We start from the raw sequence: 17,181 nt of genomic DNA on the forward strand, positions 1-17,181 counted from the left end.
GGGGCAAAACTCGACTGGAGAGAACGGCGCCGGCTGCTGGCCGGGAAATGTTACCGGTAACATTTCGAAGCCGAGCCTACCCCGGAATTGCCGCGCTGGCTATAGTGGAATGGTGAAGAAGCCCAGCAAGAAACCGGCCGAGCGCCGTTCCGCAGTTGCGAAGACGCCCACGCTTGCCGATATCGCGGCCGAGGTCGGCGTCACCAAAATCACGGTTTCCCGGGCTTTGAATGCGCCGGAACAGCTCTCGCCCGCCACCCTGGAAAAGGTGCGCGCGGCGATCAAGCGCAGTGGCTACACCCCCAATCTGCTGGCCGGTTCGCTGTCGTCCAATCGCTCCAGGCTGATCGTCGCCCTGGTGCCCAGCATTGCCGGTGCGATGTTCACCGCCACCATGCAAAAGGTCGCGGAACATCTGCAGGAGCATGGCTACCAGCTTCTCATTGGCCAGGCCGGTTATGACGATGCGCGCGAGGATGCACTGCTGGAAGCGGTGATCGGCCGGCGGCCCGACGGCATCATCCTCACCGGCATCGTGCATTCGGCCCAGGCACGCCAGAAGCTGCGCGCCGCGCGCATTCCGGTGGTCGAGACCTGGGATCTGACACCCAAGCCGATCGACATGCTGGTTGGGTTTTCGCATCCCGCCATCGGCAAGGCGGCGGCGGAGTATCTGTGGAAACGCGGCTGCCGGCGTCCGGCGATCATCTCGCCCGATGACCGCCGCGCCCGTCTGCGTGCGGAAGCCTTCAGCGCGGTGTTCGCTGCAAAGAAATATGCCGTGCCTGTTGTCGAGGCGCCGGCGCCGACACCAATGGGCGATGGCCGCAGTGGCCTGACGGCTTTGCTCAAGACTCACCCCGATATCGACGGCGTCTTCTGCGGCTCCGACAACCTGGCGCTCGGCGCGCTGATCGAGGCGAAAGCGCGTGGCATCATGGTGCCGCGGCAGCTCAGGATCATCGGCTATGGCGACCAGAGCTATGGCAAGGATGCCGATCCGCCGCTGACCAGCGTGCGGATCGATGGTGCCGCCATCGGGCGTATCGCTGCCGAGATGCTGATAGCCCGCGCCACCGGCCGCCCGCCGAAACACAAAGTGGTCGATGTCGGCTTCACGCTGGTCGAGCGCGCCAGCACCTAGTTCTCGCAAGCCATAATCCGCATGCGGTTGTCTTGACCCGGATTGATCTGTCGCTCCGCGGGTCTCCCGACCGCAGCTACACGTCTCTTTGAGTGCGCGTCTGCACAGCGCCTCCACCTGCGGTCAATGCACGACATTTCAGGCTGGTTTAGCTTGGATTTCCAGCAATTTTTAAACCGCACCCGGATATAAATTTTGTATAAACCTGATCCAGGGGGCCAGGAAAGCACGTACACCGACGTTACCCCCAGACAAAAATGCACTCCAACTTCTGCAGCCGGACGTTACCGGGCGCGACCAAAGGTTCTCACGTCAATGCTGACTTTATCCCGCTCCGCCCGCGACCAGCAGGCGCAGTACACCGCGATCAACCGCACCCAGGCGATTATCGAGTTCACCCTCGATGGCAAAATCCTGGATGCCAATGAAAACTTCCTCAATGCCATCGGCTACACGCTGGCGGAGATCAAGGGCCAGCATCACGGCATGTTTGTGCCGGCAGATTATCGCGCCAGCGCCGAATACAAGGCCTTCTGGACCAAGTTGGGTCGCGGCGAATACGACGCCGGACAGTATATGCGCCTGGCCAAGGGCGGCCGGGAAATCTGGATCCAGGCCAGCTACAACCCGATCTTCGACAAGCGCGGGCGACCTTACAAGGTCGTCAAGTTCGCCACAGATATCACCGAGCAGAAGCTGACGATGGCCAATTACGAAGGCCAGCTTGCCGCCATCGGCAAGTCGCAGGCAGTGATCGAATTCACCCTGGACGGCACCATCCTCACCGCCAATCCCAACTTCCTCACCACGCTGGGCTACACGCTGGAAGAAGTGAAGGGCAAGCATCACCGTCTGTTCGTCGATCCGGCCGAGCGCGAGAGCGCCACATACAAGGCTTTCTGGGACAAGCTGGGCCGCGGCGAATATGACGCCGGCCAGTACAGGCGCATTGGCAAGGGCGGCAAGGAGGTCTGGATCCAGGCCAGTTACAACCCGATCATGGATGCCGCCGGGCGACCTAACAAGGTGGTGAAATACGCCACTGACATCACGGCGCAGACCAGGGCAGCGCAGGCCATGCAGCAGGCCGTGCAGCAGGTGCAGACCGTGGTGGAAGCGACCAAGGCCAATGATCTGACCCAGCGCATCGATCTCGGCGGCAAAAGCGGAGAAATCGAAGCCCTGTGTGCCGGTGTCAATGCCCTGGTCGACACCATGACCGCCATCATCGGCAATATCCGCGAGGCCTCCGGCACCATCGCGGCGGCGTCGAGCGAAATCTCGACCGGCAGCCAGGACCTCGCCAGCCGCACGGAATCGCAGGCTGCCTCCATCGAGGAAACCGCTGCCTCGATGCATGAGGTGACCGCCACGGTGAAGCAGAATGCCGACAACGCCCAGGCCGCCAGCCAGTTGGCCACAGCCGCGCGCGACACCGCCGAAAAGGGCGGCAGCGTGGTGCGCGATGCCGTGACGGCCGTAACCCAGATCGAGGAAAGCGCCCAGAAGATTTCCGATATCATCGGCCTGATCGACGAGATCGCCTTCCAGACCAACCTGCTCGCCCTCAACGCCTCGGTGGAAGCCGCCCGCGCCGGCGAGGCCGGCAAAGGATTTGCCGTCGTCGCCCAGGAAGTCCGCGCCCTGGCGCAAAGGTCTGCCAATGCCTCGAAAGACATCAAGGCGCTGATTCAGTCCTCGAATACCCAGGTCAAGACCGGTGCCGCGCTGGTCAACCAGGCCGGCGGTTCACTGACCGAGATCGTCGGCGCCATCAAGAAGGTGTCGGATATCGTCGCCGAGATCGCCGCCGCCTCGCGCGAGCAGTCGACCGGACTGGAGCAGATCAATACCGCGATTGCGAGTATGGACGAGATGACCCAGCGCAATGGCGCGTTGGTGGAGGAAACCTCCGCCTCGGCCCAGTCGCTGTCGAGCCAGGCACAGGACCTGGCTAAGCTGGTGCAGCGCTATCGCATCGACGGCCAGCAGGCCAGCGTGCAGAAGCCGGCCCTTGGCGCGTCACAGATCGTCGTTTCGCACCGCAGCGGCAGCCCTGAAGCACGCCCCGCCCCGCGCCAGCACCAGCATCCGGCGCAGCGTCCTGCTCTGAAGGTCGTCGAAACACGAGCCGCGCCAGCCCACGGCAGCGAGTGGGAGGAGTTCTAAGCGCCGTCCTTCGGCGCCGACCCTTCCGGCGGACGGGCGACGGCGATCTGCCAATTGCGGCGCATCGCCAGCACCCGCACGATGAAACACAGCAGCCCGCCGGCAATCATGCCCAAATGTGGCGGCAGGCCTAACGCCTCGCCCGCCACCACCACGGCGGCCCCGGCGAGTGCGGCCACGGCATAAACCTCGGCGCGCAGCACTGTGGGGATTTCGGCCAGCATGATGTCACGCGCCATGCCGCCGCCGATGCCGCTGAGCACCCCCAGCATGGCGGCTGCCAGCGGGTTGAGGCCATACATCAGCGCCTTCTGCGTGCCCAGCACGGCAAACAGCGCCAGCCCGGCAGCATCGAACAGCTGCACCGGCTGTTTCAGCCGCTCGATCAGCGCAGACTGGAAAAACACGATCAGCGCGGCTAAGCCGGCAATCACGGGATAGGCCCAGTCGCGGATCGCCACCGGCGGCAGCGCACCAATCAGCACGTCGCGCAGGATGCCGCCCGCGGCCGCCGCGGCAAAGCTGAGTACCAGCACGCCAAACAGGTCGAGCCGCCGCCGCACGCCGGCAGTGGCGCCCGACAGCGCGAAAACAAAGGTGCCGGCAAAATCGAACAGCGTCAGCAGCATGGCATCCGCGGATCAGGACAACCGGTGCAGTCCGCTCCGGTCAGGAGAACTTCTTTTTCGGCTTCGACCAGCCGGCCTTGGTTGTAGCAGGTGCACGATCCGGCTGGAACGCTCCTGCCTCGCCGCCCTGGCCTTCGGCGCGCTCTTTCTTCTTCCACGGCGGCTTGCCGCCGCCGGCTTTGAAGCCGCCGGCCTTATGCTCGCCCGGCTTGCCGAAATCGCGCTTCTTGAAGTCGCCCTTGCGGAATTCGGCCTCGGGAATCCAGGCCTTCTTCTCGCGCGGTGGCGCGGCGGTTTCCGGCGGCGGGCCGTCGACACGCGTGATGGTGATCTGCTTCTCGCCGGTACCTTCGCGTTCAATGGTCTGCATGAAGCGCTCGGCCACACCGGCAGCGATCTCGAACTGGCTTTCGGTGTGGAAGATCTTGATGGCGCCGACATCCTTGCGGGTGACATGGCCGACGCGGCAGATCAGCGGCAGCAGCCAGCGCGGCTCGGCATTCTGCTTGTGACCGGCCGAAATCTTGAACCAGCTGCCGCCCAGGCTGCCCCGGGCCGGACCGTCGCCGGCGAAGCCCTCGCGTGGCGCCCGCTTGCCATAGGCCGGGGCTTCGTGTTCAGCCGCCACATCCAGCATCTCTTCCGGCGCCGGGCGGTTTTTCTGCTGCAGGCGCAGGAAGGCTGCAGCCACCTGTTCGGCACTGTGGGTTTCCAGCAGCTTGGCAGCGAAGGCCTTCTCCTCGGCGGTCAGCACGCCCTGCAGGCTTTCGTCATTGAGGATGCGTTTGCGGTCGGCGGCGATGATCTCGGCGGCCGAGGGCGGCTGGCCCCATTTGGCATCGATATTCGCATCGCCCAGCAGGCGCTGGATGCCGCGGCGGCGGTTATGCGGCACCAACAGCACGCAGATGCCCTTGTTACCGGCACGGCCGGTACGGCCCGAACGGTGCAACAGCGCTTCGCCGTTGGTCGGCAGGTCGGCATGCACCACCAGTTCCAGGCCCGGCAGATCGATGCCGCGCGCCGCCACGTCGGTGGCGACACAAATTTGGGCGCGGCCGTCGCGCATCGCCTGCAGCGCATGGGTGCGTTCGTTCTGGCTCAGCTCGCCCGACAGGGCCACAACAGTAAAACCGCGATTGGACAGGCGTGCGGTCAGATGCGTCACCGCCATGCGGGTACCGCAGAACACGATCGCACTTTTCGCATCGTGAAAACGCAGCACGTTGATGATGGCATTCTCGCGCTCGTTCGGCGCAACCATCAGCGCGCGATATTCGATATCGACATGCTGCGACTTTTCGGCCGCAGTCGAGATGCGCACCGCATCGCGCTGGAAACGCTTGGCCAGTTGGGCAATCGGCTTGGCCACGGTGGCAGAGAACAGCAGCGTGCGGCGTTCGGCCGGGGCAGCATCGAGGATGAATTCAAGGTCTTCGCGGAAACCGAGATCGAGCATCTCGTCCGCCTCGTCCAGCACCACGGCGCGCAGCGCACCGATATCCAATGCACCGCGCTCGATATGATCGCGCAACCGGCCCGGCGTTCCGACCACGATATGGGCACCGGCATTCAGCGCCTGACGCTCGGACCGCATGTCCATGCCGCCGACACAGGAAACTACGCGGGCATTGGTCTTTTCATACAGCCAGTCCAGCTCGCGGCAGACCTGCAATGCCAGTTCACGCGTCGGGGCCACGACCAGCGCCAATGGCGGCGCCCAGCCGCCGGCCCGGAACGGCTCGAAGCCTTCGGAGCCCTGCAGCAGCGTGGGGGCGATCGAGAGGCCGAAAGCGACCGTCTTACCCGAACCGGTCTGCGCCGAGACCAGCAGGTCTGCCTCGGTGAGCTCAGGCGCCAGAACGGCGCTCTGCACGGGGGTGAGCGTGGTATAGCCGCGCGCGGTGAGCGCATCCGCCAACGGTGCGACAGCGCCCGCGAAGGGGACGCCAACAGAATCAGACATGGGAACTGGAACTTTCCAGGAGATAGGGAACGGCGAGGATCGCAGCGGCCCACCCAGCAGTCGCCCACGCAAACCATGGCGGGGCAGACACAGGGCCGATCAGGGAATGGCGATCATCCTGCGCCGGCCCTGCTGGGGCGGGGTATAGGCCGCAATGCCGCATCCGTCAACTGCGAGCCGGCAAAGGCAGCCGGTTCCGCGACTTACATCGTCTCAGACGCCAGGCGGGCCGCCGGACGGCCTTGCGCCTGCCGGGCCACGGGCTAAGGGCTACGGGCCAACCCCCCGCAATTGCCCGTCCGCATCGCCCGACGGTGTGGCACACGCCAGGATATACGCTGACAGGGCGTGGGCTGGCAGGGTTGTGCCGGTTGCCGTCCTGAAGCTCGCAACAATCAGGGCGGATAATCGAAAAATAAGCAGCAACACTACATCTGCACTGCTAAGCAAACAGCCAGATAGATGCAGGCGACTACGGCCATGTTCATTCTGAACTTTAACCGTCTTCAGATTACCCTCACCGCGATATTGCTTCTGGCCGCCGCTATGCCGTCGCATGCGGCTGATGCACGTCGCGCCGAGGCAGCACAGACAATGCCGGTGCGCGTCGGGGGCACCGGTATGGGTCTGGCCCTGATGCGCGCGGTCGGTGACCAGATTGAGAGAACCGCGCCGGAAATTCAGGTGCAGATCTTGCCAAGCCTTGGCACCGCCGGCGGCATCAATGCGCTGGCAGCGAAAGCAATCGATGTCGCAATCGCCACCCGTCCGGCCAGCCCGGACGAGACCAGTGGCGGTATCGAAACCGCTGCCTGCCTCAACACCGCGCTGATCTTCGCTACCTCGCGCAGCGAAAGCTTCGACATCAAAACGATAGACCTGCCAGCACTTTACCGCGAGGCGAATCCGAAATTTCCCGATGGCCGCCCGCTGAAGGTGATCCTGCGGTCGCGCACCGGTTCCGAAGTACCCTACCTGATAAAACGCTTCCCTGCGCTGGAGGAGGCCTTTGTCGCCGCCTATCGCCGCACCGGCATACCAGTCGGCTCGACCGACCAGGAGAATGCCGTTCTGGCCCAGCGTACCGCCGACTCATTCGCGATCACCACCTTGCTGCAGGTGCGCGCCGAAAAGCTCAACCTGACACCACTCTCGCTCGATGGCGTGATGCCGGCGCCCCAAACAATTGCTGATGGCAGCTATCCAATGCCCCTCAAGGTCTGCCTGCTGGTCGCGCGCGATGCCACACCGGCTGTGCGTCGCACAGCCACCTATATAGCCACGCCTGCCGGACGTAGATTGGTCCGCGCCTTTGGTGCCGAAGTCGCGCCCTGAACTGTCATGCCAATGGCCGATGACAGAATCGAACACATCCTGCGGCGCATCGCTGTTTGGATCGGAATTCTCGTCGCTGTGGCTATTCCCGCCGGTTACGGCACCATCGCCTATTTCGATCAGGTCAAGCTGCAGAGCCTCGCCGCAGAGTTCACCGCGAGGCAGATTGCGCGCTACGCCTATGTTCAAGGCGAGACTTGGCGCTACAGCAACCATCGCGTCGGCGAGATCGTCGAAGTGTTCGCCGACGATGAAGCAGCGGCACGCCGCTATGTTTATGATAATAGCGGCATGCCGGTCGTTACGATCGGGCCTGAACAGTCCAGACCTCTTATACGGACTGTGGTACCGGCGATCGCCGGCGCAGAAATAGTGGGCAGCGTGGCGGTCGAAAGCAGCATGCACCCGCTGCTGCAGCGCACCCTTATGCTTGGACTGCTGGGGTTAGTGCTTGGCCTGTCGGCCTTCGGTAGCATTCACCTCGCCACAACGGCGTTGCGCCGTGCGGCCGATGAACTGAACCGACAGTATGCCGAAACCGATGCGGCACGTCAGGCGGCGGAATTTCAGCGCCGCAGCGCCGAGAGCGCTAATCGCAGCAAATCCGAATTCCTCGCCAATATGAGCCACGAACTGCGTACGCCGCTCAATGCTGTGATCGGATTTTCTGATCTGATGCAGCAGCAGCTGATGGGGCCGCTATCCGAGGTCTACGCTTCCTATGCCGCCGATATCAACACCAGCGGCCGGCACCTGCTCAGTGTCATCAACGACATCCTCGATCTTGCGAAGGTCGAGGCTGGTCAAGCCACGGTGGCCGGCGAATACTGCGACCTCACCGAGATTTTTGAAACCTGCCTGCGCCTGACCGAACTGCGCGCGCAGAAGCAGGGGGTTGCTCTTGTCGCCAATCTCGACCTGCCGCCAGGCGAGGAGATGGGCACAGTCGACCCTACCCGCACGAAGCAGATCGCACTCAACCTGCTATCCAATGCCGTCAAGTTCACCCCGCGTGGCGGCAGCGTGACGCTGCACGTCGCCCGCACCGAACCTGACTTGCTGAAAATCCGCGTGAGCGATACCGGCATCGGCATGACCCCCGCCGAGATCGCCATTGCCTTTGAGCCCTTCCGACAGATCAGCAATACCCTAGCACGGCGTTTCGAAGGTACTGGTCTCGGCTTGCCGATTTCGCGCAAATTCGCCGAACTGCAGGGCGGCAGCCTGACCCTGGAAAGCCAACCCGGCGTGGGCACCACAGTAACCGTGCTGTTGCCAGTCGGCGGACTCCCGCCGGGCAGCAGTGCGCAGAACGGGCCGACCGCTTAATCAGGGCGGCTACTTGTCCTGACGCACACCGCCAGCAGCGGCGCACATGCCTTAAACATTATTTCTGCGCGCAGCAGCCCGTTTGCATTTCGCGCAGCATGTTCAGCTCGTCGCGGTTGGGGCAGAAATACGGCAGCACCGCATCGTCGCGTGCCTCGGCCGGAACGCTGAGCCAGTCGCGGCAGTCGCTGCGCGCGTGGCACTGGCCGCAAAGCCGCTGCATGTCATGCAGCCCGCCGCGCATCGCCGCGGTGTTGCGCAGGCCGGTCCGTGCCAGCAGTTCGTCCAGTTCGGCGCTGCCGCCGCTGCTGGCAATCACGGCGCCCAGATCGGCGCTGCCCATGCCAAGATCCTGCGCGATGCGGCCGCGCTCCGGGCGGTCCAGGCCCTGCCATTCACGCTCCTCCGCCAGGCGGTGGAAACAGTCGCGGAACCACGCGGCCATACGGCCGATCAGGTCGCGGTCATGCAGATTATGGTCGGAAATCTGGCTCTGGGCGGTCATGGCGCAGCCTCCTTTGCCGGCTGAATGTCGATTCCAGCCTAGGCCAGCGGCCGGCTGATGCTTTGTTCTGGATCAAAGGATGCCCAAATACCGGCAATAATCCGGCCTGCCGAATAGTCTTGCGGTGCCCCGGTGCAAGGCAGACACTGGAGTTCGACGACTCCTGACAACCAGACCACGCCCGCCATGGCGCAGCGCCGCCATGCTGTGGTGTCGTTTGCGCCCTTGAAAGCCTCTGCGCTCTTGAAAGCCACGCCCATGTCTGCCCGCAGCACGGAAACCACCGTCACCTTCAACCATGCCTTTCAGATCAAAGGCTTGGACGAGCGGCTGCCGCCGGGCACCTATCTGGTGGTGACCGAGGAAGAGCGGCTGGACAGTCTCTCCTTCCCCGCCTGGCATCGCACCGGCACGCAGCTGCATCTGCCCGCCATCGCCACGGCATCGGCCACGCGCCAGGCCGTCACCATCGATCCCGAAGACCTCACGCTGGCGCTGATCGCCGATGGCCGCATGCCAATCGACCGTTCAGGCGCTGCACTGCCTGACATCGAGCGGCCGGGTGTCGAGCGCCCCGGTGTCAGGCCGGCCGGCAGCAAGGCATGACATGCTGCTGCAGATCCGCCACCGCACCATCTATCTCTACAACCGGCCGGTCGATCTCGGGCCGCATCGCCTGATGCTGCGTCCGCGCGAAAGCCCGGACCTGAGATTGCTGTCCTTTACGATGTCGACCACGCCGCCCAGCCTGTTCAGCTGGAGCCAGGATGTCTATGGCAACAGCGTCGCCCGCGCCCTGCCGCTGTGGCCGGCCGACAGCCTGGTGATCGACAGTGACATCCGCGTCGACAACCAGGCCTTTGCCGCACCGATCCTGAATATTGCCGCCCATGCCATGGACTACCCCTTCCGCTACGACGATGCCGAGTGGAACAACCTGGGCCATCTGGCGCTGCCGCAATATGCCGATCCGCAGGGCCGCCTGCAGGCCTGGATACAGGGCTTCATCGCCAGCAAGCCCACCGGCACGCTGGCGCTGCTGCGCGATCTGAATGCCGGCATCGGCAATACGATGTCCTATCAGAGCCGCACCGATCACGGCACGCAGACGCCGCTGGAAACCCTGCAGCGCGGCTGGGGCTCGTGTCGCGACTTCGCCATGCTGCTGGCGGAAGCCGCCCGCTGGCTCGGCTTCGGTGCACGGCTGGTCTCGGGCTACATCTACCTGCCCGATCTCGATCCCGGCCTGAGCTTGCCATCGTCGCCACATGACGCCACCAAGTCGGAAGCCGCCGGCCCGGCGCCCGGTGCCACCCATGCCTGGGTGGATATCTATCTGCCCGGCGCCGGCTGGGTGGCGTTTGATCCCACCCATCGCAGCTATGGCGGCGCCAATCTGATTCCGGTGGCGGTGGCGCGTGGCATTGCCGAATTGCCGCCGGTGGAAGGCAGCTTCACCGGCGCCAGCAACGACTATATCGGCATGCATGTGGGGGTGACCGTTTCGGCCGCCATCGCACAACGCGGGGTGATCCGCGGGCAGTGAGGGCAGAAATTCGGCGCGATGTCGACGACTGCTCAGGCCGAAGACGCGCTATCGATCGCGCCCCGGCGGGCCGTTCAGGTTGATAGCGCGCGCGAGCAGGCTGTCGAGACTGGCGCGGGCCAACAGGCAGTCGAATTCGGCACAACCGCCGCTCATCGTCAGTTCCTGGGCGAAGCGGCCGCGCTCCGGGCCATCCTGCGCCTGCCTTTCGCGCTCGGCCGCAACCCGGTTCCCGTATTGCCTGAACCATCCGACCAGGCCGCCGGTCTGCGTGGCTGTCGACATCGCTGTCTCCTTTGCCCGTTTGGGCAACTTGGAGACTACGCTTATGGCACTGCCATACTTTGCGATGGATCAAGCCAACGCCATCTTGGAATCGATAGCGAGGCGCGACGGCGTGAACTCAGCCAGGCTTGGCAATGCGCAGGAATACCTCGCCGACCAGGAGATGGGTCACCATACCGCCACCATCGCTATGGCTTGCCGCGCCGTCATCGAGCGGCAGCACCAGGCGGTCGTATTGCAGGATTTTCGGCCCGTCCCAGCGCGTGACGCTGACATGAAAAGCACCGCGCTGGGCCATCGCGAGATCGAAATGCTGACGCACCACCGGGCGTGTCTCGATGGTCACGCCATCGGGCCCGGCTGTGAGCGCGGCCGTGCGGCGGTAATTCTCGCCCATCGCCAGATAGGGATAGCGGCCATCGCCAGACACCTCGACGATGGCGAGGTCCGTCGGTCCCGGCAGGGCTGCGCCCAGCGCTGGCCCTTGCGGCAGATCGGCAAAGCCCGCCATCGGGCGCCGACCTCTGGCGTCGTCATACCAGGCTTTCAGCGCGATCAGAGCCGGGGCGACGATCTCGTCGGCGGCATAATGCCTTTTGTCACCTTTGGTCATGATGCAAACGGGGTCACGGGACGGGCACCGGGCGCGGCCGACCATGCTCGTCGATGGCGACATAGGTGTAGACCCCTTCGGTCACCTTGATCTCGGTGGGATCGAGCCGGCGGGCGACGATGGTTTCCATCTTCACCGCCATCGAGCTGCGGCCGACCCGGATGACGCGGCCATAGATCGAGACGATGTCGCCCACCTTGATCGGCTGGTGGAAGGTCATCGCATCCACCGCCACGGTGACGACACGGCCTTGCGCGCGGCGGGCCGCGATAATCCCGCCGGCGATGTCCATCTGGCTGAGCACCCAGCCGCCAAAGATATCGCCGTTGCCGTTCATATCGGCCGGCATCGGCGCCGAGCGAATCACCGGTTCTCCGCGGTCTACCGTGGTCTCTGTCGAGTCGCCTGCCATTCGAGCCTCTATATTCCTACCAGATGTTGGTTGTTTCCCAGCAGCGGCCTACTATACTGCGGCGCAAATACGAGTCACCCCTTAATCCGAATCTGTGAATAGAATGAACGACTTGTTCCAGCAGGGAAGCAAGGGCGGCAGCGATTACACCGCCAAGGACATCGAGGTTCTCGAAGGCCTGGAGCCGGTGCGCCGTCGTCCCGGCATGTATATCGGCGGCACCGACGAGCGGGCGCTGCACCACCTGTTCGCCGAGGTGCTCGACAACTCGATGGACGAGGCCGTCGCCGGTCATGCCGATCGCATCGAGGTGACCCTGCAGGCCGATGGCAGCCTGAAGGTGACCGATAACGGCCGCGGCATCCCGATCGACCGGCACCCCAAGTTCAAGGACAAGTCGGCGCTGGAGGTGATCCTCACCACGCTGCATTCGGGCGGCAAGTTCTCGTCCAAGGTCTATTCCACCGCCGGCGGCCTGCATGGCGTCGGCATTTCCGTTGTGAATGCGTTGTCGGACCGCCTGACGGTCGAGGTGGCGCGCGACAAGGAACTGTGGCGGCAGGAATATTCGCGCGGCGCGCCGCAGGGCAAGCTGGTGAAAGTTGGTGCGGCGCCGAACCGTCGTGGCACCGCCGTCATTTTCCATCCCGATGAGCAGATTTTCGGCAAGGGCGCGCATTTCCGCCCATCACGCATCTTCAAGATGGCGCGGTCCAAGGCCTATCTCTATCCGGGCGTAAAGATCATCTGGGCCTGCGCGCCCGAGCTGCTGAAGGGCAGCGAGGAAGTGACGCCGGCCGAAGCGGTGCTGCATTTCCCCGGCGGCCTGCAGGATTATCTGAGCGAGCAGCTGGAAGGCCAGCAGACCGTGACGCCGACGCCATTCGCCGGCCGCGCCGAGCTGGCGGGCGAGCGTGGCAAGGTGGAATGGGCGATCCACTGGCCGCAGGATATCGACGAAGGCTGGCTGCAGTCCTACTGCAACACGGTGACGACACCGGAAGGCGGCACCCATGAAGCCGGCTTCCGCTCGGCCCTGCTGCGCGGCCTGAAAGATTACGCCGAGCTGACCAACAACAAGAAGGCGGCGCAGATCACCGCCGACGACATCTTGGGTGCCGGCGCGGCGATGCTGTCGCTGTTCATCAAGGATCCGCAATTCCAGGGCCAGACCAAGGACAAGCTGGTCACCGTGGAAGCGCAGAAGCTGGTCGAGACCGCGATCAAGGATCACTTCGACCACTGGCTCTCCGGCGCGCCGCAGCATGCCAATGCGCTGCTGGCCCGCCTGATCGAGCGCGCCGAAGACCGCCTGCGCCGTCGTGCGGAAAAAGATGTCAGCCGCAAGTCGGCGACGCGCAAGCTGCGCCTGCCCGGCAAACTGGCCGACTGCGCCGATGAAGCCGCGAACGGCTCGGAAATCTTTATCGTCGAGGGTGACTCGGCAGGTGGCTCGGCCAAGCAGGCACGCGATCGCCGCACCCAGGCCGTGCTGCCGCTGCGCGGCAAGATCCTGAACGTGGCCTCTGCCGGTTCGGGCAAGCTGGCCGCCAACCAGGAGCTGGCCGATTTGATCCAGGCGCTCGGCTGCGGGATCGGCAGCAAGTATCGCGACGAGGATCTGCGCTACGACAAGGTCATCATCATGACCGATGCCGATGTCGACGGCGCGCATATCGCATCACTGCTGATGACCTTCTTCTTCCGCGAGATGCCGAAGCTGATCGAACACGGCCATCTGTATCTGGCGCAGCCGCCGCTCTATCGCCTGAGTGCCGGCGGCAAGACCTTCTACGCCATGGACGATGCCGACAAGGACAGGCTGATCAAGGAGCATTTCGGTACCCGGAAGGTCGAAATCAGCCGCTTCAAGGGCCTGGGCGAAATGCCGCCCAGCCAGCTGAAGGAAACCACGATGACGCGCGCCAACCGCGTGCTGCTGCGGGTTCAGGTGCCTGTGGAAGAGGTGAAAGAGTCGGAAGATCTGGTCGAGCGCCTGATGGGCCGCAAACCGGAAATGCGCTTCCAGTTCATCCAGGAGCGCGCCGCCTTCGCCACCGATATCGACGTGTAATGCCATGCAGGGCGTAATCGGGGTTACCAACCTGCCGATTATCGCCCTGGTGACGTTGGCGCTTATGGGCGTCAATGTCCTCGTCATGGTCGGCGTCAGCGTGGTGCATCCGCGCGAGGAAGGCCCGGCCCACTGGGCACTCAGCAATGTGCTGTTTGCCGTCGGCGTCGCGGTGCTGATGCTGCGCACGCCGCAGAATGAGCCCTATGTGGCCTTGTTCGGCAATGCCATGTTCGCGCTTGGCTATCTGCTGCAGTGGATCGGTTTCATGCGGTTCAAATACCGCCCGGCGCCCTATCGCAGCACCGCCATCCTGTTTGTCGTCTATCTCGCAGCCTTCTCCTGGTTCCTGCTGGTTGATCCCAATCTGGTCATGCGCGCTGCCCTCATTGCCGCCATGGCATGTATCGCCTGCAGCCTGATTGCCTGGACCATGCTGTTCCGTATCGAGGCGGCCCTGGTGCAGACCCAGGCCTTCATCGGCATGCTGGCCGGTGCGCTGGGCGTGCTCTATCTGCTACGTGCGATTGCCGCGCTGACTGGAGCATTGCAACAGAGCGATTTCGGCGGCGGCCCGCTGGGGGCGGGTATTTTCCTGCTCCCCTCCATCGCATCGCTCCTGGTCACCGCTGCCTGCATCCTGATGCTGAACCAGCGCCTGCAGCAGCGCCTGCAGGTCAGCGCCCAGACCGACCCCCTCACCGGCCTGATCAACCGCGGCCTGATCGACGATCTCGGCGCCAAGGAAATCTCACGCGCCAAGCGGCACGGTTATGGCCTGTCCGTGGTGGTGTTCGATCTCGACCATTTCGACACGGTGAACAGCGAATATGGTTTCAGTGCCGGCGATATCGTGCTGCGCCGTATCGCCGAGATCGTGACGCGCAACATGCGGCGCGAGGATTATCTCGCCCGCCTCGATGGCACCACCTTCTGTCTGCTGCTGCCGAGCACACGACTGGGTGGCGCACAACAGCTGGCGGAGCGGTTGCGGCTTGAAATTGCCGCGGCTGCCATTGATGTCGGCAAGGGCGTTGTCTCGCTGACCGCCAGCTTTGGCCTGGCCGCATTGGGCCTGCATAGCGACGACTGGAACGAGATCACACAGCAGGCACAGGTGGCGCTCTATCGCGCCAAGGCCGATGGCCGCAACCGCATCGAGATTGCGGCCTACAGCGAGCTGTCACCGGAATTAACGGTCTAAGCTGCGAGCCTCTGATTTCCGCCGTCAGGCGGCGAGCCACTGCCGCAGCGCTGTGGCGGTTTCATTGGGCAGTTCCATCGGCGGCAGGTGGCCGCAATGTTCCAGCACCACCTGCACTGCGTTGGGAATCAGGGATGCCATCTCGTCATGCAGTTCCAGCGGCGTGAGCGCGTCCTGACGGCCGCACATCACCAGGGCCGGGACTTTGTAGTGCTTCAGGTCGGGGCGGCCATCGGGCCGGTTGATGATTGCGGTCTGCTGCTTGATGAAACCGTCGCGGCCGATGGCCTCTGCCATCGCCATGATACGATCGACCAATGCCTTGTTGGTCTGGTTGTCCGGATGCAGCAGCAAGGGCAGCAACTGAGGTGTCACGCCCTTGAAGCGTCCGATCTGACTGAGGCGGATCAGCGCGCTGCGGCGCTCGGTCTGTTCCGGCGTATCGGCCCGCGACGACGTATCCATCAGCGCGATGCGGGTCACCCGCTGCGGTGCCTGGCGCATGATCTCCTGGGCAACATAGCCGCCCATGGACAGGCCACAGAGCGCGAACCGATCCGGCACCTCGGCCAGGATCAACCGGGCCATATCGCCGAAGTTATCCTGGTCGTAATGGCAGCGTGGCGAGATGCATTGCGCCACGTCAGACAGGCGAGCGATCTGCTCGCGCCAGAAATCGTCGGTCAGCAGCAGGCCGGGAATGAGCACCAGCGGCTCGCGCATGGAAAATCCTTTCAACTCACTTGATCAAGCGTGACAGGGTCTTGAACTCAGGATGCGCGGCACTGCCAAGCCATTCGAACAGGCACATTTCGGTGGTGGCCAGCCCGATCCCCGCCGCCATCATGCGATCCTTGGCCACGGCGGCACTGTCCGGATGCCGCGATGAAATGGCATCGGTGACCACCATAACCTTGTGGCCAGCACCGGCCAACTCAAGCGCTGTCTGCAGCACGCAGACATGCGCCTCGATACCGGCAATCACCACCTGAGGACAGTCGACACGGGCAATGTGCTCGCGCACGGACGGCTCACTCCAGGCGGAAAAGTGCAGTTTTTCCAGTGCCGCGCTGTCGCCCGCTGCCGCGCGGATCTCCGGTACCGTTGCCCCCAGGCCCTTCGGATACTGCTCTGTCAGCAGAACGGGAATCTGCAATCTTGCTGCAGCCTGCAGCAGAATTCCGGTCTGCCGCACAACGCGCTCGCCCTCATGCATCACCGGCAGCAGGCGATCCTGAATATCAATAACCAGCAGCAGGGATTCTTTGGCGGACAGCAGCATATGCAGCATCTGGGTTGGTCAAATTTGGAAGATATAGCGCCGTTGCGCCAAATACCACTGCATGGGTCGCTCGGAGTTGCTTTTTCGCAACCACCCGGTGCAAAATCGGCTGTCCAAGCGTTGCCGATTTCATGCATCTCGATACACCAACAGTCAGCTTCATAACGGTTCTCGTAACGTGCCTTGAAACCGGCATCCTTGTCGCGTTGTGGCTGATTCACCGCGGCATGCGAGGCCTTTCCCTCTGGGCTGCCGGCGCCACGGCAATCTCGATTGGGATGCTTGGCATTTATCTGCGCAGCGCCATGCTGCCATCGAGCGCACAGGTCGTTGCCAACCTTTTCCTGCTCGGCGGTTTTATCCTGACCTGGTGGGGCATCGAGGCCTTTTTCGGCCGGCGCCTGCCCTATCGCCTTGGGACGGCGATCTTCGTCGTGACGGCGATTGCGCTCATATACTTCAGCGCTGAAAACAATTCGCGCCTGCGCATCGTGACCTTGCTGGGCAGCTTTGTGCTGCTGTCCGTACTGCGGGTCCACAGCATGCTCCGTGAGGTGAAGCCGGGCACCCGCTTCTCCCAGATTTTGTCCGGTATCACACTCGGCATCCAGGCCCTGTTCTATCTAGTGCTTGCCGCCGTCGTCTGGTCGCTGCCGGCGGTTGAGCGCCCCCTGGCGCAGCTTCCGAT

General features: G+C 63.7%; 17 protein-coding genes. 9 read left to right on the forward strand and 8 right to left on the reverse strand.

Annotated features, from left to right (window positions below):
* The first annotated feature begins 109 nt into the window (after window positions 1–109).
* Window positions 110–1,144: a LacI family DNA-binding transcriptional regulator gene (locus tag AAG821_RS16970; protein ID WP_341911700.1), complete on the forward strand. Its 1,035-nt coding sequence runs from the start codon at window positions 110–112 to the stop codon at window positions 1,142–1,144.
* A gap of 315 nt (window positions 1,145–1,459) precedes the next feature.
* Window positions 1,460–3,313, forward strand: coding sequence for a methyl-accepting chemotaxis protein (locus AAG821_RS16975; protein WP_341911702.1), 1,854 nt, complete (start codon window positions 1,460–1,462; stop codon window positions 3,311–3,313).
* Here AAG821_RS16975 and AAG821_RS16980 read toward each other — a convergent pair.
* Both AAG821_RS16980 and AAG821_RS16985 read right to left on the reverse strand, forming a co-directional pair.
* Window positions 3,310–3,942, reverse strand: a complete 633-nt coding sequence (locus AAG821_RS16980; protein WP_341911704.1) for a trimeric intracellular cation channel family protein — start codon at window positions 3,940–3,942, stop codon at window positions 3,310–3,312. The genes AAG821_RS16975 and AAG821_RS16980 overlap by 4 nt on opposite strands.
* A gap of 40 nt (window positions 3,943–3,982) precedes the next feature.
* A complete protein-coding gene (locus AAG821_RS16985; protein ID WP_341911707.1) occupies window positions 3,983–5,908 on the reverse strand; it encodes a DEAD/DEAH box helicase in 1,926 nt (641 codons plus the stop codon).
* Window positions 5,909–6,388: 480 nt separating this feature from the next.
* Between AAG821_RS16985 and AAG821_RS16990 the strand changes: the two genes are divergently transcribed.
* Both AAG821_RS16990 and AAG821_RS16995 read left to right on the forward strand, forming a co-directional pair.
* Window positions 6,389–7,243 (forward strand): substrate-binding domain-containing protein, encoded by an 855-nt coding sequence (locus AAG821_RS16990; protein ID WP_341911710.1) that lies wholly within the window; start codon window positions 6,389–6,391, stop codon window positions 7,241–7,243.
* A gap of 6 nt (window positions 7,244–7,249) precedes the next feature.
* On the forward strand, window positions 7,250–8,572 hold the full coding sequence (locus tag AAG821_RS16995; RefSeq protein ID WP_341911712.1) for an ATP-binding protein: 1,323 nt from the start codon (window positions 7,250–7,252) through the stop codon (window positions 8,570–8,572).
* A 58-nt stretch (window positions 8,573–8,630) separates the two neighbouring features.
* On the opposite strand, the gene AAG821_RS17000 is transcribed toward AAG821_RS16995, so the two are convergent.
* Window positions 8,631–9,077: a DUF6455 family protein gene (locus AAG821_RS17000; protein ID WP_341911714.1), complete on the reverse strand. Its 447-nt coding sequence runs from the start codon at window positions 9,075–9,077 to the stop codon at window positions 8,631–8,633.
* A 258-nt stretch (window positions 9,078–9,335) separates the two neighbouring features.
* Between AAG821_RS17000 and AAG821_RS17005 the strand changes: the two genes are divergently transcribed.
* Together AAG821_RS17005 and AAG821_RS17010 are read left to right on the forward strand one after the other, a co-directional pair.
* Window positions 9,336–9,683, forward strand: a complete 348-nt coding sequence (locus AAG821_RS17005; protein ID WP_341911716.1) for a hypothetical protein — start codon at window positions 9,336–9,338, stop codon at window positions 9,681–9,683.
* 1 nt (window position 9,684) lies between these two features.
* Window positions 9,685–10,623 carry a transglutaminase family protein gene (locus tag AAG821_RS17010; protein ID WP_341911719.1) on the forward strand — a complete coding sequence of 313 codons (939 nt, stop codon included), beginning with the start codon at window positions 9,685–9,687 and terminating at the stop codon, window positions 10,621–10,623.
* A gap of 48 nt (window positions 10,624–10,671) precedes the next feature.
* Here the strand turns inward: AAG821_RS17010 and AAG821_RS17015 are convergent, their stop codons facing one another.
* From AAG821_RS17015 to AAG821_RS17025, 3 genes are all read right to left on the reverse strand, one after another.
* Window positions 10,672–10,908 carry a hypothetical protein gene (locus AAG821_RS17015; RefSeq protein ID WP_341911720.1) on the reverse strand — a complete coding sequence of 79 codons (237 nt, stop codon included), beginning with the start codon at window positions 10,906–10,908 and terminating at the stop codon, window positions 10,672–10,674.
* 118 nt (window positions 10,909–11,026) lie between these two features.
* A complete protein-coding gene (locus tag AAG821_RS17020; RefSeq protein ID WP_341911722.1) occupies window positions 11,027–11,521 on the reverse strand; it encodes a hypothetical protein in 495 nt (164 codons plus the stop codon).
* Window positions 11,522–11,534: 13 nt separating this feature from the next.
* Window positions 11,535–11,933 carry an acyl-CoA thioesterase gene (locus AAG821_RS17025; RefSeq protein ID WP_341911725.1) on the reverse strand — a complete coding sequence of 133 codons (399 nt, stop codon included), beginning with the start codon at window positions 11,931–11,933 and terminating at the stop codon, window positions 11,535–11,537.
* A 103-nt stretch (window positions 11,934–12,036) separates the two neighbouring features.
* Here AAG821_RS17025 and parE point away from each other — a divergent pair, with 103 nt between their 5' ends.
* Together parE and AAG821_RS17035 are read left to right on the forward strand one after the other, a co-directional pair.
* A complete protein-coding gene (gene parE, locus AAG821_RS17030) occupies window positions 12,037–14,007 on the forward strand; it encodes a DNA topoisomerase IV subunit B (RefSeq protein WP_341911726.1) in 1,971 nt (656 codons plus the stop codon).
* A gap of 4 nt (window positions 14,008–14,011) precedes the next feature.
* On the forward strand, window positions 14,012–15,211 hold the full coding sequence (locus tag AAG821_RS17035; protein WP_341911728.1) for a GGDEF domain-containing protein: 1,200 nt from the start codon (window positions 14,012–14,014) through the stop codon (window positions 15,209–15,211).
* A 24-nt stretch (window positions 15,212–15,235) separates the two neighbouring features.
* Here AAG821_RS17035 and AAG821_RS17040 read toward each other — a convergent pair whose 3' ends face one another.
* Window positions 15,236–15,934, reverse strand: a complete 699-nt coding sequence (locus AAG821_RS17040) for an alpha/beta hydrolase (protein ID WP_341911730.1) — start codon at window positions 15,932–15,934, stop codon at window positions 15,236–15,238.
* A 16-nt stretch (window positions 15,935–15,950) separates the two neighbouring features.
* Window positions 15,951–16,493, reverse strand: a complete 543-nt coding sequence (locus AAG821_RS17045; RefSeq protein WP_341911732.1) for a hydrolase — start codon at window positions 16,491–16,493, stop codon at window positions 15,951–15,953.
* Window positions 16,494–16,624: 131 nt separating this feature from the next.
* Here AAG821_RS17045 and AAG821_RS17050 point away from each other — a divergent pair.
* Window positions 16,625–17,181: hypothetical protein (locus AAG821_RS17050; RefSeq protein ID WP_341916355.1), on the forward strand; the 557-nt coding region annotated here is incomplete at its 3' end.

The organism is Ferrovibrio terrae, assembly GCF_943372915.1.
In the GTDB taxonomy this organism is placed as follows: domain Bacteria; phylum Pseudomonadota; class Alphaproteobacteria; order Ferrovibrionales; family Ferrovibrionaceae; genus Ferrovibrio; species Ferrovibrio terrae_A.